We start from the raw sequence: 22,733 nt of genomic DNA, 5'->3' as shown, positions 1-22,733 counted from the left end.
ACACCCTCTAAGCAGCTTTTTCTGGCCTGAGGCGATCGGGCTGGAACGATTGCAGCGATCGCAACAGGAGAGAGAGCCGCATTTGCACAGCGTCGTCAAATTTGCGTGGATCTAGCCCGGTCAATGAAGCAATTTTGTCGAGCCGATAGCCTAGCGTGTTGCGATGGATAGAAAGCCGTCGCGCAGCAGACGAGGGACAGCAATTTTCGCTAAAAAAGACATCAAGTGTGGCAATTAACTCGGCTTCGTGATCCAACGGACTGAGCAAATACTTAGCCAGATCCACTTTGGTACTCTCGTCTGCAACACCCACAAACGCAGCAATTCCGAGTTCTCCCAAACAGTGAATCCGGTTGTGCCCTTGAAACCGACTTCCCAAAGAGAGCGCGGCTTTTGCATCTTCGTAAGAGCGAGGTAACCCAAAGAGTCCAGGATGATAGCGACCAATGCCAATATCAATTGATGCGCCTGTATCACCACGCAAGCGTAGCAACAACGCGTCTGCTGCCCGTTTAAGTGCGGCTAAGTTAGCCCATGATGAGCTAGCACCGTCTACAACGTCATCCCTGTTCGCCCACAGGTCAAGATTTTTAGTATCACTGGCTTTGAGAACCGCAATTTCACCCTGACCTAAATTCGCGCAAATCGTGTCATTGGGGAGATGGAAGAAACTAACAATGCTGCCAATCACGAGTTGAGCGCGACGGCCTTGTTCTAACGTTGAAAGCATTGGCTCGGAACCACCTGGTTTACCAATGATGTAGTCTGTGGCATCAATCAGAATCACCGCTCTGGGAGGAGACAAATCAATGCCCAACCGCTTAGCCTGACTGAGCATCAACGCTTCATCTTCAATTTGGTCGTGCAGCAGGTCAGAAATCAGTTGATTTTTCAAGTCGGGCTGGCTTGGCAGGCGATCGACCGTTGCAGCTTGATTAATGACCAGTTCTATCAGTACTTGAGCTAATTGGAGTGAAATCCGCTCCTGCCTGGGCGGTTTACCAATAATCACTTCCCCGGTTTTGGTTTCATGGCATAGCGGCACGCGCAGGTACTGCGTTAACCCTGCTTCTCTCTGCTCTAAGCCAAACGGCAAACCAATTTGGTGAGGTTCACTGCTTGTAATCACTACCCCTTTCTCATCGGTCACAAAAACAGGGGCGTACAACAATTCTGCAACTCTATCTGTAATGGTGCTGGCAATCTGAGTGAATCGTGCAGATGCGCTTAACATGAATTTCCTTTTGTCAGCCTTAATACAAGATTGAAAGCACAAGTAGACCAATGGAGTATCAATGATGTTGAAGTTGATTACTCGCCGAAAAGAGCAGTATCGTCAGAGTATCCATTGGTGTCATCTTTCCAAAGGGACAGACTAAATCGAAGGGGCGGCTGAAACGGTAAGATTGTGCCAGTTAAATTGCGTCACCTTTGGCTAGAAACCAATTATGATACGGAGCTACAGGCTGAAAGGCGGTTGATTGCAGGGGATAAATGTTTAGAAACGGCTATATGGAGTGAGTTGAAGCCAACCACTGCTCACCCTGTCTTTAAAAGCAGCAATTGTTTTTCCGGATACCGTTTGCCGTTTAATCGTTGATAAAACAATTTTGCAAGGCATGGGTAGCTCTTTAACAAACCCATGCGGAGTGGGGCGATCGCTGCGTCCCTGCGGCATGGCAGAATGAACGGATGAGGTGACGATGATGGCTTTGCTTGCCTCCTAAACCCTCCAACTTTGGGAACTTTGCAGGTTCGGACGTTCCTTAGGGGGTAAGGGGTAAGTTCATACCGCAATTCAGCAATGCCTTTTCTTCTTGGCCGTCTTCCATTCTGAACTGTTGTGCAGTTGCCCAACGAAGCAATGAAACTTCCCGTTATTCTTTGTGCAAATGCCTGATGAATTTAAAGGAACAGACTCACTACGATGACTTATACAACTGACTCGCAAGCGCATCACTGTAGTGCATGTTTGGGTCTACCGTCTATAGCTGAATGGCTCTGAACCAAGGCTAATGGGCATCGTTCATCCCCGGATACATCAAGGCTTTCGGCCATTTATCTATAGTTCATTTTCCCATATTCCAGGGTATCGCCTGGAATGAAGCAGCAGATCCGCTAACGGTGTGGTGCCGCATCTCAATCAATCTCAATCCATTTCAATCGATAGTATTTACATTCATAGGGAGTGAGAGGTGAGACAACATCTCAACTCAACCGATCCATTGGGGAATCTACCCCACAGAGTCGTTATTGTGCGATCGCTCCCAGGGCTAGGGGATTTGCTTTGCCTGGTTCCTGCATTGAGAGCGCTACGAGTTGCCTTTCCCCATGCCCGAATAACGCTCATGGGTCTCCCGTGGGCCGTTCAGTTTGTGCAACGATTTTGTCATTATGTCGATGACTGGCTGGAGTTTCCCGGCTATCCGGGAATTCCAGAGGTGCCGCTTTGCCCGCAGCAAACTGTGTCGTTTCTATCACACATGCAGCAGCAGCCGTTTGATCTGGCTTTGCAAATGCATGGTAATGGTTCCTACATCAACGCCTTTGCTGTGTTGTTGGGCGCACACCAAACGGCTGGGTTTTATCCTGCGGGTCACTATTGCCCGGATGCCGAGCGTTTCCTGCCTTATCCTGAGCATGAGCCGGAGGTATGGCGGCATCTACGGTTACTGGAGCTTTTGGACATCCCTCTACAGGGAGAGCAGCTAGAGTTTCCATTGTTGGAATCAGACTGGCAGGCATTGGCTGGTATTTCCTCAGTTCAATCATTACAGCCCGGTGGTTATGTCTGTATTCATCCGGGGGCAAGCGTGAGCGATCGCCGCTGGTCGTTACACCATTTTGCGGCGGTTGCCGATGCGATCGCGGCAGATGGGTTTCCAGTGGTACTAACCGGAACAGCAGCAGAAGCAGAACTCACTACAGCCGTTGCTAACCAGATGCGCTATCCGGTCATTGATCTGGCTGGACAAACGAGCCTGGGGGCGATCGCCGCTTTGTTGAAACAGGCTCGGCTTTTAATCTGCAACGACACGGGTGTTTCTCATTTGGCCGATGCGCTACAGGTCAACAGCGTGGTCATTTTCTCCAATTCCGACCCGCACCGTTGGGCACCGCTCGATCGGCAGCGGCACCGTGTTGTCGTGGGTCAGCCTACTCCGGCCAGTGTGCTGGTGGAAGCCAGGGATCTGTTGCGGGAGGTGGTTTATGCCTGATCGGTGGCAAACGGTTGATCGGCTTTTGTTGCTCTGTTTCGAGAACTGGGAGGCGGTGTTAGAACTTCAAACGGCAGTGCGATCGCTCCGTCAGGGGTTCCCTGCAACCCCCATGATATTGCTCACCACGCACGAGAGCCATGTGATTCAAAATCACTTGCCCTGGCTTGAGGTTAACTCATTGCAGCAGTGGGGCATTGCTCACGAACCAGATCGGTTGAGCAGTAGCGAGAATACGAATCAGTCCTGTGCGTTTGCGCCACACAGTGAAGCGCTGATTACCGCCATGAGGGTACGTCAGTTCAGTGCTGCCATCATTTTTACAACCCAGGGGCAATCTCCCTTTGCTCTGGCGTATCTCTGCTATTTAGCAGGAATTCCGCTCCGTCTTGGCCAATCGCAAGAGTTTGGCGGCGGCGTATTGTCTCACACGGCTCAACCGTCCATTGATTCGATTTCTACGGCCAATTACTACGTGCAGTTAGTAAAGGCGATCGGCATTCAACCTGTGGTTCAGGCTGATGGTTCATCCCATCTCATCTTGCAGCCTGAGCCAAGCCCATCTCTTTGATGTCCCCAACGCAACGACTCTTCTAGACCTGCCATTCTCTTATGCCCTTACGTATCCTTACCTGGCATGTTCACGGTAGTTATCTCTACTACCTGACCCAGTCTCCCCACGAGTTTTACTTGCCTGTCAAGCCAGACCACCCAGAAGGCTACGGGGGGCGCTTGGGCGGGTTTCCCTGGGGAAACAATGTACATGACATTGCAGCCGATGATGTGAAACATCAATCCTTTGACTGCATCCTGTTTCAGTCTCGCCGCAACTACTTACACGATCAATACGAAATCTTGTCGGCAGAACAGCAACAACTGCCCAGACTCTACCTAGAGCATGATCCGCCCCGTGAGCATCCCACCGATACTCAACATGTGGTGAACGATCCAGACATCCTGCTGGTACATGTGACCCACTTCAATCGGCTGATGTGGGACAGTGGCAACACTCCAACCTGTGTCATTGAACATGGGGTCATGGTGCCAGATGATGTTCACTACACGGGCGACCTCCCCAAAGGAATTGTGGTTGCCAATGGGCTGCGCCATCGCGGAAGACGGCTAGGATCGGACATATTTCAGCAGGTTCAAAAGACCATTCCGTTAGACCTGGTGGGAATGGATGCCGAGTCGCTTGGCGGTATCGGAGAAGTTGCTCATCATAGGCTCCCCAGTTTTCAATCCCGCTATCGTTTCTTCTTTCACCCGGTGCGCTACACCAGTTTAGGTTTAGCGGTGTGCGAAGCAATGATGATTGGTTTGCCCATTGTTGGCCTTGCCACGACTGAACTGGGGACAGTGATTGAAAATGGCGTTTCTGGCTACATCGATACCGATGTCGATCGCCTGATTGAACGAATGCAAGACCTGATCGCCCATCCCAAAAAAGCGCGGCTGTTAGGGGAAGGCGCTAGAGAGCAGGCGCGATCGCGCTTTAACATTCATCGATTTATTCAAGACTGGACAACCACATTTGAACAAGCCGTTAGCCGACAGCCGCAAGGGCTGGAAGTTAGCCGCAAAGGATAACACAATGACAAAACGCATTGCTTTAATTAGTGAACATGCTACACCTCTGGGAATTTTTGGTGGCGTAGACAGTGGTGGGCAAAATGTCTATGTGGGGCAACTGGCAAAGCATCTTGCCGCGATCGGCTATGAGGTAGATGTTTTCACCCGTCGTGATGGTGATCATTTACCGGAGCAGGTGGAATGGCAGCATGGCGTTCGCGTCATTCATGTATCGGCGGGGCCTGCCAGAAGCCTACCCAAGGAAGACTTACTGCCTTACATGGCCGAGTTCACCGCCTTTGTGTTGGACTGGTGCCGTTCTCATTCATCCTATGATCTAATTCATGCCAATTTTTGGATGTCGGCATTGGTTGCGGCAGACATTAAGCGGGCGATCGGCATTCCGTTTGTGGTCACATTCCACGCCTTAGGCCGGGTGCGCCGCTTGCATCAGGGGAATGCCGATCGGTTTCCAGATGAGCGGTTCAGCATTGAAGATCGGATTGTGCGTGAAGCCGATCAGATTATTGCCGAATGTCCTCAAGATCGAGAAGATTTGCTGAACCTCTACCAGGCCGATCCGAGCCGCATCAGCATCATTCCCTGTGGGTTTGATACAACTGAATTTTGGCCGATCAACAAGATTCGAGCGCGGCTGACGCTAGGATTACCGCCGGATGAGAAACTGATTTTGCAACTGGGTCGTATGGTGCCCCGTAAGGGGGTTGATACGGTGCTGTATGGCTTTTCGCAGTTGCTCAAGCAGCATAGCGTCTCTGCTCGACTCATTATTGTGGGAGGAGATGCTGAAGTTCCCGATCCGCAACTGACCCCAGAATTAGGACGGCTCAGCGCCATCGCCCGTGAGTTAGGGATAGAATCCCGCGTCACCTTTGTGGGTCGCAAAGGGAGAGAGGTGCTGAAATACTATTACAGTGCGGCAGATGTGTTTGTCACAACTCCCTGGTACGAACCGTTTGGGATCACACCAATTGAGGCGATGGCCTGTGGAACGCCCGTGATTGGCTCTGATGTAGGCGGTGTCAAATTTACGGTGAAGGATGGAGAAACGGGGTATTTGATACCGCCTAACCAGCCTGAACTGCTTGCCGCTCGTCTGGCTCACTTATTTGACCATCCATCGTTGGTTAGCTTGTTTGGGCAGCAGGCCATTCGGCGATCGCAAGATCATTTCACCTGGCCGAAGGTCACTAGCGCTGTTGCAGCAGTGTATGAAGAGGTGCTGGGTGGCATGACGACTACGCTGAGAGAAGAAGCGAATCAGTTAGCCATTCTCGATCGCGGTTTTGAAACGGTCGTTAGTGCGATTCAGCGATCGCAACGGCTGTTACGGCCTACCATCCAGGCGGCCTCGCAAGCGATGAGTACGTGCTTCTCTCGCGGCGGCAAACTGCTGATCTGCGGCAACGGTGGCAGTGCGGCAGATGCCCAACACTTTGCAGCAGAACTGGTCGGGCGCTTTTGTTGTCCGCATCGAGCGGGATTGCCTGCGATCGCACTCAATGCCGACGCCGCGTTTCTAACGGCATGGGCGAATGATGTCAGTTATGAAGATGTGTTTGCACGGCAGGTTGAAACCTTTGCTCAGCCGAATGATGTGTTAATTGGCATTAGCACCAGCGGTCGTTCTAAAAACGTGATTGCGGCGTTTGAAGCGGCACGACGGCTAAACCTGACCTCGATTGCGCTACTGGGTCGAGATGGAGGAGAGTTGCGCTCCAGAGCGGATATTGCCATTGTGGTTCCGGCCATTGAAACCCAGCGGATTCAAGAAGTGCAGCTTTTGGTGATTCATTTGCTCTGCGAATTGATCGAAGAACAGTTGCTTACAACCGACTCCAGGCTATCCGAACGGCTAAACGGGTGGGAGTTGGGAACGCCGGAGATCGACTCTACCTCGGTTCCACCGTCTCGCGAGTTTACGTCTCTGTCCTCACCGTCAGGAGTTTAGAGGCAGCAGCATGACCATTGACCATTGATCACTGATTATTGACCATTACCTGTATCAGGAGTTTTTCATTAATGGATAATTTGAGCGGAAAAGTGGCTCTTGTAACCGGGGGCGGACGAGGTTTAGGAGCCGCTATTTGTCAAACGGTAGCGGAAGCGGGCGCGATCGCCATTGCCGCCGATATTCAGATCGATTTAGCCGAAGCCGTGGCGCACGACCTTCGCCAAAACGGAATGGAGGCGATCGCCCTGCCGCTAGACGTGACAGACGAACAGCAGGTTGAAACCGTGATTCAAAAAATCATGGATCAATACGGCAAAATCGACATCTTAATCAACAATGCCGGAACCGATGTCACCTTACCCATTGAAGAACTGTCCATTGAGGATTGGGATAAGGTGATGAGCGTGAACCTGCGTGCCCCGTTTGTCTTATCCAAAGCGATTTTGCCGTTGATGAAACAGCAGGGCAGCGGCCACATTGTTAACATTGCCTCTACAGCAGCAAAACGGGTGTGGTCAAATGCCTCGGTGTATCATGCTAGCAAGTGGGGGTTGATGGGCTTGAGCCATTCTCTGCATGTGGAAGCACGTCCGCACGGTGTCAAAGTTACGGCCATTGTTGCCGGAGGAATGCGGACTCCTTTCTTGCTCGATCGCTTCCCTGATATCGATCCAGGCATTTTACAAGATCCAAAAAATGTAGCCGATACGGTTCGGTATGTGTTGATGCAACCGGCTGAAACCGTGATTCCAGAAGTGATGGTTCTACCCATGAGAGAGGGATCGTGGCCGTAATCAATGACCGTTTAGCAGTATCCATGATGCCGGAAAGAGCCATCTTTTTGGACAAAGACGGGACGTTAATTGAAAACGTGCCCTACAACGTTGACCCCAGCAAGATCCAGTTCTGTGAAGGAGCGATCGAAGCGGTGCGATCGCTCTTCAATGCCAGCTACCGCATCTTTATTATCACCAATCAATCCGGAGTGGCTCACGGTTACTTTCCCGAACAGAAGTTGGCAGGTGTTGAAATGGCATTGCGCGATCGCCTTGCTGCGGTGGGGGTAACGCTGGCCGGATTCTATTATTGCCCGCACCATGCGGCGGGTACCGTTGCGGCCTATGCGCTGGATTGCGAGTGCCGCAAGCCAAAACCGGGGATGCTGTTGCAAGCGGCTCAGGAACACGCCATTGATCTGACTCGCGCCTGGTTTATCGGAGACATTCTCAATGATGTGGAAGCAGGGCGATCGGCAGGTTGTCGCACCATTTTAATTGACAACGGCAATGAAACCGAATGGCACCTCTGCCGATCACGCTTACCCCATCATGTCGTTCTTAATTTGATGGATGCAGCCAATGTCATTTTAGCGATCGATCGCCAGCCCTCATTACCTGCTGCACCCCCTTATCCAGCTTTATCGGTTTAGTTCTGATGTGTTCATTGAATGACGTTTCAAAGGCGTTGCATGACTCCAACCTGGTCTACTTTAGTTGATACCTGGAAGTCGCTCACGGTTTTAGTGATCGGGGAAGCCATGCTCGACTGTTATTTAAATGGCACCGCCGATCGCCTCTGCCAGGAAGCCCCGGTTCCAGTGGTTGCCCTGCGCGATCGCCAGGACTATCCGGGAGGAGCCGCTAACACCGCAGCCAATCTTCACAGCCTGGGAGGTTGCGTTCACTTGCTCTCGGTGATTGGAGCCGATGCGGAGGGCGATCGCTTGCACTCCCTTTTGCAGCAACGGGGACTGTCTACGGCGTCATTGATTGCCGCTCCTCAACGAACGACCCTGGCAAAACAAAGAGTGCTGGCTAACGCTCAACTGCTGCTGCGCTTTGACCAGGGCAGTACCGAGGCGATCGCGCCTGAACTTGAAGCACAAATCATTGAGCGGTTAACCCAACTGATGCCTGACTGCGATGCGGTGGTCATTTCTGACTACAATTACGGAATATTGACACCGCGAGTGATTCAAGCCATATCCGATCTATATGCCCAATATCCCCAGACATTGACGATTGATTCCCGTCAACTCAATCGCTTTCGTGAGGTTAGAGCTACAGCAGTTAAACCCAATTATGATGAAGCGACGCGGTTATTAGGTCTACCAAAACAGGAAGCCGACCGGGCAACCCAACTGAGTCCCTATGGCGATCGCCTCCATTCATTGACGGGTGCTGCCATCGTTGCGGTGACGCTCGATCGAGAGGGAGCCATTGTCTTTGAACAAGGACAGCCTCCCTACCGTACCGAAACGCAGCCGGTACCAGATGCCCAAACCGCAGGGGCAGGTGATACCTTCATTAGCGCTCTAACATTGGCTCTGGCTGGAGGTGCGTCTACCCCAACCGCGGCAGCGATCGCCGCACACGCCACCCGGCTTGTTATTGCCCAACCGGGTACAACAACCTGTGATGTCAATACCCTCGCGCCAGCGGCGATCGCTGACCGCAAACTGGGTACCTATGCTGATGTCATGACCTGCGTTCAACATCACCGTCGCCAGGGACATCGCATCGTCTTAACTAACGGTTGTTTCGACATCCTGCATCCGGGACATATCACTTATTTGGCTCAGGCGAAAGCGTTAGGCGATATTCTCATGGTTGGCGTTAATACCGATGAACGTGTTCGTGCTTTAAAGGGAGCCGATCGCCCCATTAATTCATTGAGCGATCGCCTGACGCTGCTGGCCGCACTCGACTGTGTAGATTACGTCATTCCCTTTGCCGAAGCTACTCCCTGTGAACTGATTCGGGTAGTGCGTCCTCACCTGTTTGTTAAAGGGGGTGACTACACGCGAGACACCCTGCCAGAAGCCTCAGTCGTAGAAGCGCTAGGGGGTGAAGTGAGAATTCTGCCGTATGTTGGCGATCGCTCCACAACAAAGCTCATTCAACAGATCCGAGCCGTTCCCGCCTCGGAAATTGGAATACAACATTGATCATTTCTGTTATCACTGGCTCTCTACTCTGTTCATTACCTCCCGCTTCCTATGGCTGACTGGACAACCGCTACAAACATCCTTTGTGTGAGGCTTGATACCATTGGCGATGTGATCATGACCACACCAGCCATGCGGGCGTTGAAAGCCTCGGTACCCGGTCGGCGCATTACCCTGTTGACCTCTTCTGCCGGAGCCGCGATCGCCCCACTCGTTCCTGTGGATGATCTAATTGTTTATGATTCGCCCTGGTTGAAGGCAACCGCACCACGGATCAACAGCGCCCCCGAATTGGCCATGATTGAACAGTTGCGGCAGGCCAGGTTTGATGCCGCCGTTATCTTCACGGTGTACAGCCAAAACCCGCTGCCATCCGCTTTTTTGTGCTACATGGCCGATATTCCGCTGCGGCTGGCTCATTGTCATGAGAACCCCTATCAATTACTAACGGATTGGATCAAAGATCCTGAACCAGAGACAGAGATTCGGCATGAAGTTCGACGGCAATTGGATTTAGTGGCGCATGTGGGTTCCACACTCGAAGATGAATCCATGTCATTGACGGTGATTCCTGCCGCACGGCAGCGGGTTCAGTCTCTGCTGACTGAAGTTGGCATTCAGCTCGATCGCCCCTGGGTGGTGATTCATCCCGGTGCCACGGCTCCCTCGCGCCGCTACCCGCCAGAGAAGTTTGCGATCGCCGCTCGTCACCTATCTGAGCTAAGAATCCAGGTGGTGTTTACAGGCACACAGCCAGAGCAAGGGCTGGTTGAGTCGATTCGCCGTGATATGGACATGCCTTCCGTGTCATTGGTCGATCGCCTCACCTTAGCGGAGTTAACTGCATTGTTGGCGATCGCTCCATTATTGATTTCCAACAACACTGGCCCGGTTCATATGGCGGCTGCCGTGGGAACGTCGGTTGTTGACCTGTATGCCCTCACCAATCCCCAACATACGCCGTGGGGCGTGCCCAATCGCGTTTTATTTCACGATGTACCGTGCCGCATTTGCTACAAGAGCATTTGTCCTGAAGTTCACCATCATTGCTTGCGCTTAGTTGAACCAGAATCGGTTGTGCAAGCTGCGCTAGAGCTATTACAGGACAGTCAGCCAGAGAGGGCCTCAGCGCTCGGCAATGATCCATTGTCACTGATCCGGCCTCACGTTTCCAACCCATTAACGGACATGCCGCTGCCTATGTCTGCTGTACCTTCATCGTTATCCTAAGTTTTATCATGGCTGCCACTGTTGATGTTCTTATTCCCACCTATTGCCGTCCAGCGGCGATCGCTGTCACCCTGACCAGCCTGTGTGCCCAAACCTATCGTGATTTTCGTATCATTATTTCCGATCAAACTGAAGACAGTAACCCATTGCAAACAGGCGAAGTACAGGCAGCACTGCGGGTTTTGCAGCTTCATGGTCATACCGTTGTCACGCACAAACACTTGCCGCGCCACGGCATTGCCGAACAGCGGCAGTTTCTATTGCACCAGGCCACGGCTCCCTATGTCTTGTGCCTGGACGATGATTTGATTTTGGAACCGTGGGTAATCGATCGCCTCATAACCACAATTGAAGCCGAAGGGTGCGGTTTTGTTGGGTCTGCCATGATTGGGCTAAGCTTCTGTGATGATGTTCGTCCCCATCAACAAACGGTCGAATTTTGGGACGGTGCAGTTCAGCCAGAACTCGTCACGTCGGGAACACCTGCCTGGGAGCGATACCAACTGCACAATGCCGCTAATTTATATCACGTGCAACAGCAGATGAACCTCGCGCCCAATGAGGTGCGAACGTATCGTGTGGCCTGGATTGCGGGATGTGTCCTGTACGATACGGCAAAACTGCGATCGCTCGGTGGGTTTAGCTTCTGGAAAGACCTGCCACCTAACCACTGCGGCGAGGATGTCCTGGTGCAATTGCGGCTAATGGCACGGTATGGCGGCTGTGGAATGATGCCGTCTGGTGTGTATCATCAAGAGCTGCCTACTACCATTCACGATCGCCAACACGACGCTCCCCATCTATTGCCCGTTGAGGAGTATCAATTGCAAACATGAGTAGAATTGAACGCATTCTCTTCATTGAACTATTAGGCGGCATTGGCGATTTAGTCATGGCTCTACCTGCCATTCATGCACTGGGGCGATCGCATCCCAGCGCAACGCTCACCGTCCTCACCTTTGCCCCCGGCCATGAGCTACTGCAATTTGATCCGCTGGTGCATCGGGTCATTTGTGCCCAACGCGATCGCGCCAGAGCCTCGGTCGATGCTTTGCTGGCGAGTGCATCATTTGATCTGATTGTGTCTGATACCAACTACGATGGCATTGCCGAGGCGATTCGTAGCAGTGGCGCAACGCAGGTGGTTGATAACCTGTGGCGCTCGCCTCCGCCCAACCAGTTGGTTAGCGATCGGTTTGTACAATTGCTGCAAGCAGATGGGGTGATTGCTGCCGATGCCATCGAGCCTGATGCTGTACAAATTCACCTCAGGGCAACCGAACGGGCGATCGCCCATCAAGCTCTGGGTGCGGCATATCGTCCACTGGTGTTCCTGTGTGCCGATGCCGGGATGCCCATTAAGCGGTGGTCGGTCAGTCGCTTTATTGAGTTAGGGCAAGCCTTGCAGCGGCGCTATCAGGCCACAATCGTGGTAACGGCTGGAGCCGAGGCGCAATCGGCGGCAGACATGGTGAAGGCGATCGGCGGCTCGGCGCGGCTATGGCCGCGCGGCTCGCTGCGTCTATTGACAGCAGCATTGGCTGAAGCCGATCTGGTGGTTGCCGCCGATACTGGAATTGCGCGAATTGCGGCCGCGCTGACCGTCCCCACCATTACCCTGTTTGGCCCCGCATGGCATGGCCGCTATGGGCAACCTGCCCCTCACATCAACCTGCAAGGCTTTCCAGAATGTCCAGAGCGGAACATCAGCAACTTCACCGATCAGCCGTGCTGGTATAGCGGTCACTGTCCCTTTGAGTGGGATACCTGTTTAGAAGCCATTTCCCCCAATGATGTGTTGGGTGCGGCGGCTCACCTCTTAGCCACCCCTCACCCATCATCACCGCCACCCCAACAGGTTAGCTTCGCCCCATGCCATACTGCACCAGGTCTGCCAGCCTGGGATGCCGTTCGTAATCTGCTCGTCCTCCGTCTTGATAACATTGGCGACGTGCTAATGACCAGCCCAACGCTGCGATCGCTCAAGGCCAATTTACCCAGTGCCAAACTGACGCTGATGGCCAGCCCATCCGGGTCGCTCGCAGCACCGTTGTTGCCGTGGGTGGATGATGTGTTGATATGGCGTACCCTATGGCAAGATTTGGGACGGTTGAGCTTTGACCCCGATCGCGAATGGAACCTGATCGAGACGTTGAGACAGCGTCAGTTTGATGCTGCTGTGATTCTCACCAGCTTTAGCCAGAGTCCCCATCCGCCAGCTCTGGCCTGTGCCCTGGCAGGAATCCCGCTGCGGTTAGGTGAATCGAAGGAAAGAGACAGCGGCACGCTCACCCATGCGGTGTCTCCGGCTCCAGATGACATTCACCAGGTCGATCGCAACTTACGGTTAATTGAAGCGGTTGGCTTTCCGGTGAGCGATCGCCGTCTCTGCCTCCACATCCCGCCTCTGCGTCTGCCTATCCCCAAACCCTATCTGCTGCTGAATCCCTGGACGAGCTGTCAATCGCGCAACTACGAACCCGATCGCTTTGCCGTGGCGGCTCGGCAGTTAAGCCAACTCACCGGATGGGCGGTTGTGGTGACGGGAGTTGAAACCGATCGCGATCGCGCTCAATCGCTGCTGACTATTTTAGGAGAAGGGGCGATCGACCTGATTGGTAAAACGAGCCTGTCTGAGCTGGTTGCTCTGATTGCCTCCGCCAGTCTAGTCCTCAGCAACAACACCTCCACCATGCACATTGCCGATGCCACCCAAACGCCCAACGTCATTCTGTTTGCAGGTACCGAACAGGAATGTCAGTGGCAACCCCGCCATAGCCCCTCGCGCCTGTTGCGTCGTTCCACTGTTTGCAGTCCGTGTTACGCCTTTAACTGTCCCTACGAGCAGCAATGCTTGGATATTTCGCCAGAAGCCGTTGTTGCTGCCGCACTCGATTTGCTGACCGCTGATGCATCTCAGTCTGTTGCCCAAACGGCATGACACCGACTCTAATTCATCAGACCCTAATCCATCACACTCCAATCCATCAGACAGCGTGCCGATTAATTCTTTTCGCGAACGGCGCGCGACAGATTCCAGGCCGAGCTAATTAACGCCAGGTGCGTAAAGGCTTGCGGATAGTTGCCCAACGCCTCACCGCTGTGCCCTGTTTCTTCGGCATAAAGCCCCAGATGGTTGGCATAGCTCAGCATTTCTTCAAACATTAACCTTGCTTCGCTTAACCTCTCTGGATAAATCCGTCCAGCGCGGGTAACGGCTTCCACCAGCCAAAAGGTGCATAAGTTAAACGTCCCTTCGCCACCGTCCAGGCCATCGGAAGCGTCCTCCAGGTTGTATCGGTAAACCAGACTGTTCGACACCAACCCTCCCTGCGAGGGCGATCGCAACGTTGCCTTGAGCGTGTCCAACATGCGCGGATCGGAGGGAGAGAGAAAGAACACCAGCGGCATAATTAACGCGCTGGCATCCAGCGAATCGCTGCCATAGTGCTGTACAAAGGCTTCTCGTTTGGGACTCCAGCCATTGCGTATGATCTCCTCATAGATCTCATCTCGCGTCTTGAGCCAGCGATCGCGATCGGCAGGAAACGATCGCTTGTCGGCTAACCGTAAACCGCGATCGATCGCCACCCAACACATCAGTTTGGAATAGACAAAGTGCTGTCGCCCGTCCCGCACTTCCCAGATGCCCTCGTCTGGTTGCTGCCAGTTATCGCACACCCAGTTAACCAGCCGCCGCAGGTACGTCCACAAATCGTAGGAAATGGGCGCACCGTGCTTGTTGTACAGGTAAGCTGCATCCAGCAACTCGCCGTAGATATCGAGCTGAAGTTGCTTGTATGCGTTGTTTCCAACCCGAACAGGAGCAGACCCCCTGTACCCCTCCAGATGATCCAGTACCTCTTCCTCTAAATTGTGCCGTCCGTCGATGCCATAAACCGCTTGTAAGGAACCGTCTGGCTCCAACTCATGACACCGTTGCTCGATCCACTGCATGAACTGTGCCGCTTCTTCTTTGAAGCCAATTCGCAGTAGTGCGTATAGGGTAAAGGCCGCATCTCGAATCCAGGTGTAGCGATAATCCCAGTTGCGGCTACCGCCAATCTCTTCGGGCAGGCCGCAGGTAGGAGCAGCCACGATCGCCCCCGTCGGTTCGTAAGTCAACAGTTTCAGCGCCAGTGCCGATCGCTCCACAATCTCGCGCCATCGCCCGGTATAGGTACACTGGCTCACCCACTTGCGCCAATACTCAACTGTATGTTCAAACAGCCCTTCGGCTTCCAGTTCATCCAGTGGCATACCGCAGCCTTCCTTGGGGCTTAACTCCCGCAACACAAATACGGCTGTTTCACCCGCCTCCAGTGTAAATTCGGTTGCAATGCCTCCCTCTATGGGCGTTAGCGGTCGATCGGTGACTAGTCCCAGGCTTAAGTTCGGTGACTTAAACTGCGCTCCGTTTTCGGTGATGTGCGTTTCGTGTGGGTCACGGGCATAGTTGAACGCTGGACGACATTCCATGCGAAAGGTCATGGTGCAGCGAATCACCCGCACTCGCCGCACTAACCAGTGATACCCGCGCTCGTCTGGCTGAAGCCCAACGGGCATAAAGTCAACAATTTCGCCCACTCCGCATGACGACAGAAACCGAGTCATCAATACGTTCGTTTCCGGCCAGTAAAACTGCTTATGAGTCAAACCGTTTGTGGTCGGAAAGATTTTGAATGAACCGCCTTTATGTTCATCCAACAGCGCTGCAAACACACTGGGCGAGTCGTGGCGGGGAAAACAAAACCAGTCGATCGCGCCATCTAACCCCACCAGTGCCGTAGTGTGCATATTACCGATGATGCCGTAATTTTCAATCGGTTGATATGCCATGTTGCAACTCCTGCGATACTTGAACGTGGGCTGGTGTAGAACCTTCAAAAAGGGAACAAACCGTTCGATGGTTCAACCCCAACTCTGAATCCGATATTCCAAATCCGATGGTTTAAAATCGGCACTGCATCTGGTATGGTGACCGACTCACCGTTGAAAAGCATCTCACTTTGGCAGGATGCGGATGGAGAGCAAATACCAGGTAAGCAGAAGGGCGATCGCTCGTCAAAATGGCATCCCCCCTGGGTGTTTACAATTAAAGTCATGCGATAGAGGTGTGATCACACAAAACTCAATACCTTAGAGGACAGTAATTGACGCATGACAACACGGTATGACTGAAGCATTTAAGAAGGGCGATCGCGTTGAATGGAACACGCCCCAGGGTAAGACGGAAGGAACCATCGTCAAAAAATTGACCGAGCCGATTGACATCAAAAGCAACCACGTCGCTGCGTCTGAAGACAATCCGCAATATCTGGTCAAGAGCGAGAAAACGGGTAAGGAAGCCGCTCACAAACCCGATGCGCTGAAAAAGCTAGAGAGTTAAGCCCCCTGATTGCCTGCCAACTCAGGGCACAAACCAAGCAAATTAAAATGAAACCACTACCAGAACTAGGGCTGGTTTGTATCTCTGCCTCCAACCAGGTGCGGTATAAAACCACAACCCGTAAGCGATTGCTGTCGCTTGAACCCGCCGAACAACAGCGAGTTTTGCGCCATCTTTATGCAGAGAACCTGCGCCGCTTGAGGATTGCGATCGACTTCTGTCAGGCTCACCAGATTCGGCTATACCGAATGCCGTCTAACTTGTTTCCCTTTGCCGATGATGCCCTGGGGGAAGATGTGCTGACGGAGTTTGCGGATGACATGCGGCAAGTGGGCGATCGCGCCCTTGCCCTGGGAATGCGGTTAGTGCTGCATCCCGATCAGTTTGTGGTACTCAACTCCGACCGTCCGGACGTGGTGACCAACAGCATCAAGATTTTGGCAACCCATGCTCGTGTGATGGACTTGCTTGGTCTGCCGCGATCGCCCTGGGCGTTGATGAATATCCACGGCGGTAAAGGAGGGCGATCGGAGCGGTTAATTAGCGTCATTCGTGACTTACCCGACCCGATTCGGCTACGCCTGACGTTAGAAAACGACGAGTATACCTATGGGGCAGAGTCCATTCTGGAAATCTGCCGCGCCGCTGGAGTGCCAATGGTGTTTGATGCTCACCACCATGTGATTCATGCCCAGGTAGACAGTTACGAGCATCCCAGCGTAGCCACCTACCTGGCTGCCGCCCGCACTACCTGGGAAAATTCTGAATGGCAGTTAGTTCACATTTCCAACGGCGAGAGCGCCTTCCACGATCAGAAACATAGCGGTTTAATTTTTGCCATGCCCAGCGCCTATCGGGATGTTGCCTGGATTGAAATTGAAGCCAAGTTGAAAGAAGAGGCGATCGCTAAATTGCAACAGGAATGGCTGCCAACCTTGCTGCGATCGGGGGAACAGCCCCAGATGCAAGCCGTTCAGCCAGCGATCTGAGTCAACATCTACCCCTGTTACAACGCTGATCCACTCCCTGATCTTTAGAGTTCTGCTTGCAGCACAAAAGCCTGAAACTCTTCCACGAGCCGCAGGCTTTTACAATGTGCGCTATTAATGTTGGTTTAGAGATCTAACGCGGCTGTGCTAATCGCGTTTTGTGCAGCCTTATTCAGCGGAAACGGCTTCAACGTCAACGGCTGAAGCCTGTTTGGTAGACCCGGACGACGCATCATCAGCCGAGCCAGTTGAGCGTGTGCCCCGCTGGTCTTTGATTCTGCCAATTAGCATTTGCGACACTTCCGCAAACAGCAGTGATGCGATAAAGACATCATCGAGTTGACCTGCGATCGGCAAAAAGTCGGGAATGAGGTCAATCGGGCTGACCAAGTATGCTAGGGTTGCCAGAACAATCCACCAACGGTACTTTGGATCACGAATCAGCTTGCCGTACCACTCATAAATCGATTGCACTGAAATTTTCATTAGGATTGACCTCAAATCACTCTTTAATTCTGACAAGCTTAGCGATTTAGTTCGGGTGTAGATATCCGTCCCATGTAAGATCAGTCATTGCACTCATCAGCAGAACATTTCTTCCGAAATTGGGTCAATCCGATTTAGATTGAAGTTTGGTGATTGGGGCAGTTCAGTTTCTAAAATTGAGATGCTTTAGCGCGACTCAGTGCTAACCAAAGCTGAGCTTAGCCTAGGGAGTCTACGGAGGTAAAACAAAACGTGAACATTTCTGAGGTATTCGCCAGAGGCGGCATCGCCATGTGGCCGCTGCTGTTTCTCTCTTTTTTGGCGCTTAGCACCATTATTGAGCGGCTCTGGTTTTGGTCAAGAATTTTGACCCACGAGCGAGAGATTGCAGGCCGAGTGATTGAAGCGGCGCGGCGCGATTGGGGAGCGGCAACCGAAATTGCCCGTCGTTCGAATAACCAGCCGATCGGTCGTGTTCTCTATTCGGCGTTAGATTTACTGGACTCCGATCCAGAAGTGTTTCAACTGGCGCTGGAGGCATCTGCCGATGAAGAACTGGTGGCGATGCGGCGTGGCGACAAAATTCTGGAAGCAACGATCGCCCTTGCGCCATTATTGGGGCTGTTGGGTACCGTGTTGGGCTTAATTACTTCACTCAGCACCGTCCGCCTGGGAGATTTGGGAACCGACTCGACGGCAGGCGTAACCCTGGGAATTTCAGAGGCGCTGATTAGTACTGCTACAGGGTTGATTGTGGCTATTATTAGCCTGTCGTTTTACCGCTTGTTTCAGGGCTTTTTGTTTGGGCAAGCCAAAATCTTTCGCCAGTCTGGTAACGAGCTAGAACTGATGTACCGCCGAGCCTGGTCTGCCCGTGGCGATCGCCCCCTTGTGAAACCCGAGGCGGTGGTTCCGCCCGATTCTAGAATTGAGGGAGCAGAAACCACTGGCTAATCAACGGGCGATGGTCTCTATTTTCATTCCCTTTTTATTTATTTCTACATCCGTGGCGTGTAATGAAAATTGACTTAGAAACGGCTGAACCAGATGTACGGATTGAACTTGTTCCGCTGATTGATGTGGTCTTTTGTATCCTTACTTTCTTTATCCTGGGAGCGCTAACCCTGACTCGCCAACCTGGAATTAATGTGGACTTGCCCCAGGCACAGACGGGTACCACCCAGATGCGCGAAACCTTGATGGTTGCCGTTGACTCTATTGGTCAAGCCTACGTTGAACAAGAGCCTGTTACCCGCGACCAGCTTTATCAAACGCTGTTAGATTACCAGCAGGTTAATCCAGAAGGGTTGGTGGTACTGTATGCCGATCGCCTCGCCAGCTACAACGAAGTGGTGAGCGTGTTAGACCTGTTGCGCTCGGTTGGGGGCGATCGCGTCGCTTTAGCCACGTTGCCCGAAGGAGTTGCTCCAACACAGCCGCAAACCCCTGGTTCTGCGCCAGGTACCCCGACGCTTCCCGCCGATCCGTTCAACCCCAACGCAACCGACCCGTTTAATACCCCTACCCAACCCAATCCGTTTAATCCAAACCAGGATTTATTTCCTGGCCTGGATACAATACCCGCTCCATCGAACGGCGTTCCGGGTAGTGTTGCACCTTCACCAGCACAACCGGGGGTCAATCCTTCTCCTCAACCAACGAACTAAATGCTTTGGATTGCTGATAGGGTTCCACTAACGTTCTCTGAAGTACTGTAAAAGTAGATACTGCGTTGACCTGCCGCGATCGAAGCAGTTATCACGAAACCTATCTAGCATCTACTTCAAAACAGGGGGGATATTTGTGGCTCAACGCAAGCAATCCAAAGGAACCTGTGCTTACTGCGGCAAAGAAATGGCCAAGGGAGGGATGACGAAACACCTCACGACCTGCACACAGCGTCAGGAGGCGATGACGGCTGCACAGACGAACACCAAAGCCAGGGCTAAAAAGACAGAAACCAGTGAAACGCTCTATCATCTTCGGGTGCAGGATGCCTATCGGAAGGACTACTGGCTGGATCTAGAGATGCGCGGTTCCAAAACGTTGAAGGATCTAGACAATTACCTGCGAGCCATTTGGCTGGAGTGTTGTGGACACATGAGCCAGTTTTCGTTGGGCGGTGCGTTTGCCAACGAGGTTGGAATGCGGCGGAAGATTGGCGACGTGTTTCAAGCGGGCGGAGAACTCACCCACATCTACGATTTCGGCACCTCGTCGGAAACCCTAGTCAAGCTGGTCGAGACGCGAGAAGGAATCCCGACTACGTCACGGGCGATCGCCCTGATGGCACGCAACAATATGCCCGAAGAACAGTGTATTGAGTGTGGTAAGCCAGCGACCCATCTCTGCATAGAATGCATGTATGAAGACGAGACGTGGGGTGTTTTGTGTGATGAACATGCCGAAACCCACCCCCACGATAGCTATGGTGAGCCGATTCCTCTGATTAATTCGCCACGTTTAGGCATGTGTGGCTATGAAGGCCCCGCAGAACCGCCGTATTGATGCATCGGGTTGCGTAGATACGCGATCACGCACCGTGGATAGTTTCTGATACCGCTTCTGCAAAGGTGCCGATTAATTTCTCGGAGAAATAGAAACAAGTCATTCTGATTGAGCTATAACCAGAAAAATGTCACATCTGAACTGATAAGCCGCCTACATGCCCAACGTCACAGTCCTTATCTCTTATGCTCGTGCTGATGGGAAAGCAGCAGCGGATCGACTGCGAGAAGAGTTGCAACGGGCGGGTTTTGGTGTTTGGCGAGATATCGAAGAGATGCGATCAGGCCAAGCTTGGAAAGAGCAAGTTCGTGAAGCACTACGAACGGTAGATGGAGTGATCGTGTTACTTACTCCGGGTTCGTTTGCTTCTAAACATGTGAGATGGGAGATAGAAGCTGCTCTGACGCTTCAAAAGCCAGTGAAATCGCTGCTGATAGTGTCTTGGGACAAACTTGATGGGCTGAAAGGATTGCCTGATGAGGTTATCAACTTTCACCACCACAATCTCAGTACAGAACAAGTCTACTCCTCGGGGTTTGCAGCCCTGATTCGAGATTTGAACGAGTTATCTACTGGCGATCGCAACAACACACCCACCAATCAACTTTCTCAACCTGATGGTGGGAATAGCCGCAACATATCGCCAGAGAGCAATCCTGATGAAAGAGAGCCTTTACACATCTTAGAATTAGATTCTGGGATGGTAGAAAAAACTAACTCAAGCTTAGAATCTATCGAAAGAATCAGTAAAGAAAATCAACTTTCCCCGGAGCAAGAACAAACGTTTAACGACTTGAAGGCTCGAATCAAATTATTTAATCGAGATCTTGAAGAGATAGCTCAAAAGGCCGAGACGTTGATTGCAGATGTAGAAAAGTCTCTAGCAAATAAATTAGAAAATCTAAGCACATCTGCTCAAAGTATATTAGGTCACTATCCACCCGAAAGAGATAGTAACAACGAAAAGATTCTACTTGAAAAGCAACTTGAAATTATTCGGAACCTGAGAATCAACCTTAGTGATGGAAAAGACGTGGTTGATTGGTTGAATCAAACGCGATCGCAAACTGCAAAAAACATAACTGAATATGCATTGAGCGCACATCCAAATTTGCAGAATCGCACTTCCTTAGAGAAAGAAAATTTCCATCTCTTAATTGAAAAGTTGCTAGAACGAATCAGTCATTGCTTAACCTGGGGAAGAACTACAATTTTAGATTCGCTAGAACTCCCTTTAGTTTTCAATGATGACATTGATGTTTACGAGACGGCCTTAAATTGCATCATACCAGAATCGCCTCGCCGCTTATCCAATGAGGGCATCAAACAACTAGAAGAAGTTATTACCTACCTTATTCGGAAATTGCCTCACTATTAGCGTTATCTCTCTTTCAACTCTAAATCTGTCTGCCTTCGATTCTACAGATGAAGTAAATCAGCCCTTATTGAGAATTGTTGATGTGTGAGGAGTTTATATAAGCGGGTGAGGGGAATCGAACCCCTATCATTAGCTTGGAAGGCTAAGGTTTTACCACTAAACTACACCCGCAAACTAGAGGCGATCGCGTCATTAGAACATTTCGCTCAAGCCTTTCCTAGGATATCACGTTTTTGTGGCGGTCAAGCCAGAAATTTAGAAAATAGCTGCCAAAGGGTCACTCTTCGTCAATTTGCAGCACAACAATGAGATTGCTAAAAACTGGCTGTTCGTCTGTAACGGCAGGATAAAACTGCCACTGCTCTACCAAACAGGCTCCCAACTGATCGTAAGCGTCACTCTGGCTGGATTGGCTAACCTCGGTATAGATAACCTGGCCTTGATCGTCAACGGCAATCCGAAATTCGATCGGTTGACCTAAATATTGCACAATCTCTGGCTCCAGTGCCGGACAGGTAGAGCCAATAGCCCCAGCCGAAATAGGTTCGCTTTCCTGGCGCGGTGCAGCTAGCTCATCGGGAATATCAGTTGGGTTAGCAGAGGCTGGAAGTGAAGACACTCTCAAGGTTGCCATTAGACTGGCCGGAACAGGCTCCGCCTCTGCTTCGACCTCCGGTAATTCCTGCTCATCCACCGGAGCTGTAGCGGGTGGACGAGAGCCAATTTCGGGAACGGGCGGCAGGTCGGGTAGCGATGGTGCTGGCGGCTCAGGATCATCGACTGTGGCAGAACCCGACCCTTGCCCCGGTTCCTCTGGTTGGGACGATCCGGGCGTATTTGAACCGGAACCGGGTTGGGATGGCGCTCCGGTAGCTGGTTCGGGAACGCTGGCATCCGGCGTTGGGGACGGCTCAGGCGATGGTTGCGCCGGGACAGGAGTGGGTGAAGGCAGGGGGCGAGGCGGCACCGTCGCTTCTGGCGATGGTGTTGGTGATACTGGAGTGGGCGGTGCTGGGGTGGCGGGTGGAGTCAACCTGTCAT

General features: G+C 52.1%; 21 protein-coding genes, 1 tRNA gene and 1 pseudogene. 17 read left to right on the top strand and 6 right to left on the bottom strand.

What is annotated here, in order from left to right:
• Nucleotides 1–7: 7 nt before the first annotated feature.
• Both IQ268_RS17955 and IQ268_RS17950 read right to left on the bottom strand, forming a co-directional pair.
• Nucleotides 8–1,234: a CdaR family transcriptional regulator gene (locus IQ268_RS17955; protein ID WP_193881958.1), complete on the bottom strand. Its 1,227-nt coding sequence runs from the start codon at nucleotides 1,232–1,234 to the stop codon at nucleotides 8–10.
• Nucleotides 1,235–1,498: 264 nt separating this feature from the next.
• Entirely contained in the window at nucleotides 1,499–1,678 is a 180-nt protein-coding gene (locus IQ268_RS17950) for a hypothetical protein (protein ID WP_193881955.1), read from the bottom strand.
• 517 nt (nucleotides 1,679–2,195) lie between these two features.
• On the opposite strand from IQ268_RS17950, the gene IQ268_RS17945 reads away from it, so the two are divergent.
• The 10 genes from IQ268_RS17945 (at nucleotide 2,196) to IQ268_RS17900 (ending at nucleotide 13,883) form a co-directional block, all read left to right on the top strand.
• Entirely contained in the window at nucleotides 2,196–3,218 is a 1,023-nt protein-coding gene (locus IQ268_RS17945) for a glycosyltransferase family 9 protein (protein WP_193881952.1), read from the top strand.
• Complete coding sequence (locus IQ268_RS17940; RefSeq protein WP_193881949.1) at nucleotides 3,211–3,789, top strand: hypothetical protein; 579 nt, start codon at nucleotides 3,211–3,213, stop codon at nucleotides 3,787–3,789. Before IQ268_RS17945 ends, IQ268_RS17940 begins: the two co-directional genes overlap by 8 nt.
• 41 nt (nucleotides 3,790–3,830) lie before the next feature.
• Nucleotides 3,831–4,808 (top strand): glycosyltransferase, encoded by a 978-nt coding sequence (locus tag IQ268_RS17935; protein ID WP_193881946.1) that lies wholly within the window; start codon nucleotides 3,831–3,833, stop codon nucleotides 4,806–4,808.
• Nucleotides 4,809–4,812: 4 nt separating this feature from the next.
• On the top strand, nucleotides 4,813–6,762 hold the full coding sequence (locus IQ268_RS17930) for a glycosyltransferase (RefSeq protein ID WP_193881943.1): 1,950 nt from the start codon (nucleotides 4,813–4,815) through the stop codon (nucleotides 6,760–6,762).
• 71 nt (nucleotides 6,763–6,833) lie between these two features.
• Nucleotides 6,834–7,559 (top strand): SDR family oxidoreductase, encoded by a 726-nt coding sequence (locus tag IQ268_RS17925; RefSeq protein WP_193881940.1) that lies wholly within the window; start codon nucleotides 6,834–6,836, stop codon nucleotides 7,557–7,559.
• A 26-nt stretch (nucleotides 7,560–7,585) separates the two neighbouring features.
• Complete coding sequence (locus tag IQ268_RS17920) at nucleotides 7,586–8,194, top strand: HAD family hydrolase (protein ID WP_193882119.1); 609 nt, start codon at nucleotides 7,586–7,588, stop codon at nucleotides 8,192–8,194.
• Nucleotides 8,195–8,233: 39 nt separating this feature from the next.
• Nucleotides 8,234–9,712, top strand: a complete 1,479-nt coding sequence (gene rfaE2, locus IQ268_RS17915; protein ID WP_193881937.1) for a D-glycero-beta-D-manno-heptose 1-phosphate adenylyltransferase — start codon at nucleotides 8,234–8,236, stop codon at nucleotides 9,710–9,712.
• Nucleotides 9,713–9,763: 51 nt separating this feature from the next.
• On the top strand, nucleotides 9,764–10,942 hold the full coding sequence (locus tag IQ268_RS17910) for a glycosyltransferase family 9 protein (protein ID WP_193881935.1): 1,179 nt from the start codon (nucleotides 9,764–9,766) through the stop codon (nucleotides 10,940–10,942).
• Nucleotides 10,943–10,950: 8 nt separating this feature from the next.
• Nucleotides 10,951–11,778, top strand: coding sequence for a glycosyltransferase family 2 protein (locus IQ268_RS17905; RefSeq protein ID WP_193881933.1), 828 nt, complete (start codon nucleotides 10,951–10,953; stop codon nucleotides 11,776–11,778).
• Nucleotides 11,775–13,883, top strand: a complete 2,109-nt coding sequence (locus IQ268_RS17900) for a glycosyltransferase family 9 protein (protein WP_193881931.1) — start codon at nucleotides 11,775–11,777, stop codon at nucleotides 13,881–13,883. The genes IQ268_RS17905 and IQ268_RS17900 overlap by 4 nt, the downstream gene beginning before the upstream one ends.
• A gap of 62 nt (nucleotides 13,884–13,945) precedes the next feature.
• On the opposite strand, the gene IQ268_RS17895 is transcribed toward IQ268_RS17900, so the two are convergent.
• Complete coding sequence (locus tag IQ268_RS17895) at nucleotides 13,946–15,781, bottom strand: glycoside hydrolase family 15 protein (protein WP_193881929.1); 1,836 nt, start codon at nucleotides 15,779–15,781, stop codon at nucleotides 13,946–13,948.
• A gap of 135 nt (nucleotides 15,782–15,916) precedes the next feature.
• On the opposite strand from IQ268_RS17895, the gene IQ268_RS17890 reads away from it, so the two are divergent.
• The 3 genes from IQ268_RS17890 to uvsE all read left to right on the top strand — a co-directional run bounded on the left by IQ268_RS17890 (nucleotide 15,917) and on the right by uvsE (nucleotide 17,320).
• Nucleotides 15,917–16,054: a hypothetical protein gene (locus IQ268_RS17890; protein ID WP_193881927.1), complete on the top strand. Its 138-nt coding sequence runs from the start codon at nucleotides 15,917–15,919 to the stop codon at nucleotides 16,052–16,054.
• 61 nt (nucleotides 16,055–16,115) lie between these two features.
• Nucleotides 16,116–16,331 carry a DUF2945 domain-containing protein gene (locus IQ268_RS17885; RefSeq protein WP_193881924.1) on the top strand — a complete coding sequence of 72 codons (216 nt, stop codon included), beginning with the start codon at nucleotides 16,116–16,118 and terminating at the stop codon, nucleotides 16,329–16,331.
• 47 nt (nucleotides 16,332–16,378) lie between these two features.
• Nucleotides 16,379–17,320 carry a UV DNA damage repair endonuclease UvsE gene (gene uvsE / locus IQ268_RS17880; protein WP_193881921.1) on the top strand — a complete coding sequence of 314 codons (942 nt, stop codon included), beginning with the start codon at nucleotides 16,379–16,381 and terminating at the stop codon, nucleotides 17,318–17,320.
• A 168-nt stretch (nucleotides 17,321–17,488) separates the two neighbouring features.
• Here uvsE and IQ268_RS17875 read toward each other — a convergent pair whose 3' ends face one another.
• Nucleotides 17,489–17,806: a YkvA family protein gene (locus tag IQ268_RS17875; protein WP_193881918.1), complete on the bottom strand. Its 318-nt coding sequence runs from the start codon at nucleotides 17,804–17,806 to the stop codon at nucleotides 17,489–17,491.
• Nucleotides 17,807–18,058: 252 nt separating this feature from the next.
• On the opposite strand from IQ268_RS17875, the gene IQ268_RS17870 reads away from it, so the two are divergent.
• The 4 genes from IQ268_RS17870 (at nucleotide 18,059) to IQ268_RS17855 (ending at nucleotide 21,692) form a co-directional block, all read left to right on the top strand.
• Complete coding sequence (locus tag IQ268_RS17870) at nucleotides 18,059–18,760, top strand: MotA/TolQ/ExbB proton channel family protein (RefSeq protein WP_193881915.1); 702 nt, start codon at nucleotides 18,059–18,061, stop codon at nucleotides 18,758–18,760.
• Between the two features lie 62 nt (nucleotides 18,761–18,822).
• The gene (locus IQ268_RS17865; protein WP_193881912.1) at nucleotides 18,823–19,473 is read left to right on the top strand and encodes a biopolymer transporter ExbD; all 651 of its coding nucleotides are present in this window, start codon (nucleotides 18,823–18,825) and stop codon (nucleotides 19,471–19,473) included.
• A gap of 136 nt (nucleotides 19,474–19,609) precedes the next feature.
• On the top strand, nucleotides 19,610–20,314 hold the full coding sequence (locus IQ268_RS17860; RefSeq protein WP_193881909.1) for a hypothetical protein: 705 nt from the start codon (nucleotides 19,610–19,612) through the stop codon (nucleotides 20,312–20,314).
• Nucleotides 20,315–20,471: 157 nt separating this feature from the next.
• On the top strand, nucleotides 20,472–21,692 hold the full coding sequence (locus tag IQ268_RS17855) for a toll/interleukin-1 receptor domain-containing protein (RefSeq protein WP_193881906.1): 1,221 nt from the start codon (nucleotides 20,472–20,474) through the stop codon (nucleotides 21,690–21,692).
• Between the two features lie 100 nt (nucleotides 21,693–21,792).
• Here IQ268_RS17855 and IQ268_RS17850 read toward each other — a convergent pair.
• Nucleotides 21,793–21,863: transfer RNA gene (locus IQ268_RS17850), tRNA-Gly, on the bottom strand.
• A gap of 106 nt (nucleotides 21,864–21,969) precedes the next feature.
• Nucleotides 21,970–22,733, bottom strand: a pseudogene (locus IQ268_RS17845) (hypothetical protein); the annotation flags it as partial.

This window comes from Oculatella sp. LEGE 06141 (genome assembly GCF_015207605.1).
In the GTDB taxonomy this organism is placed as follows: domain Bacteria; phylum Cyanobacteriota; class Cyanobacteriia; order Elainellales; family Elainellaceae; genus Oculatella.
The sequence above is the reverse complement of the archived record's forward strand: the minus strand, read 5'-3'. Positions and strand labels throughout refer to the sequence as shown.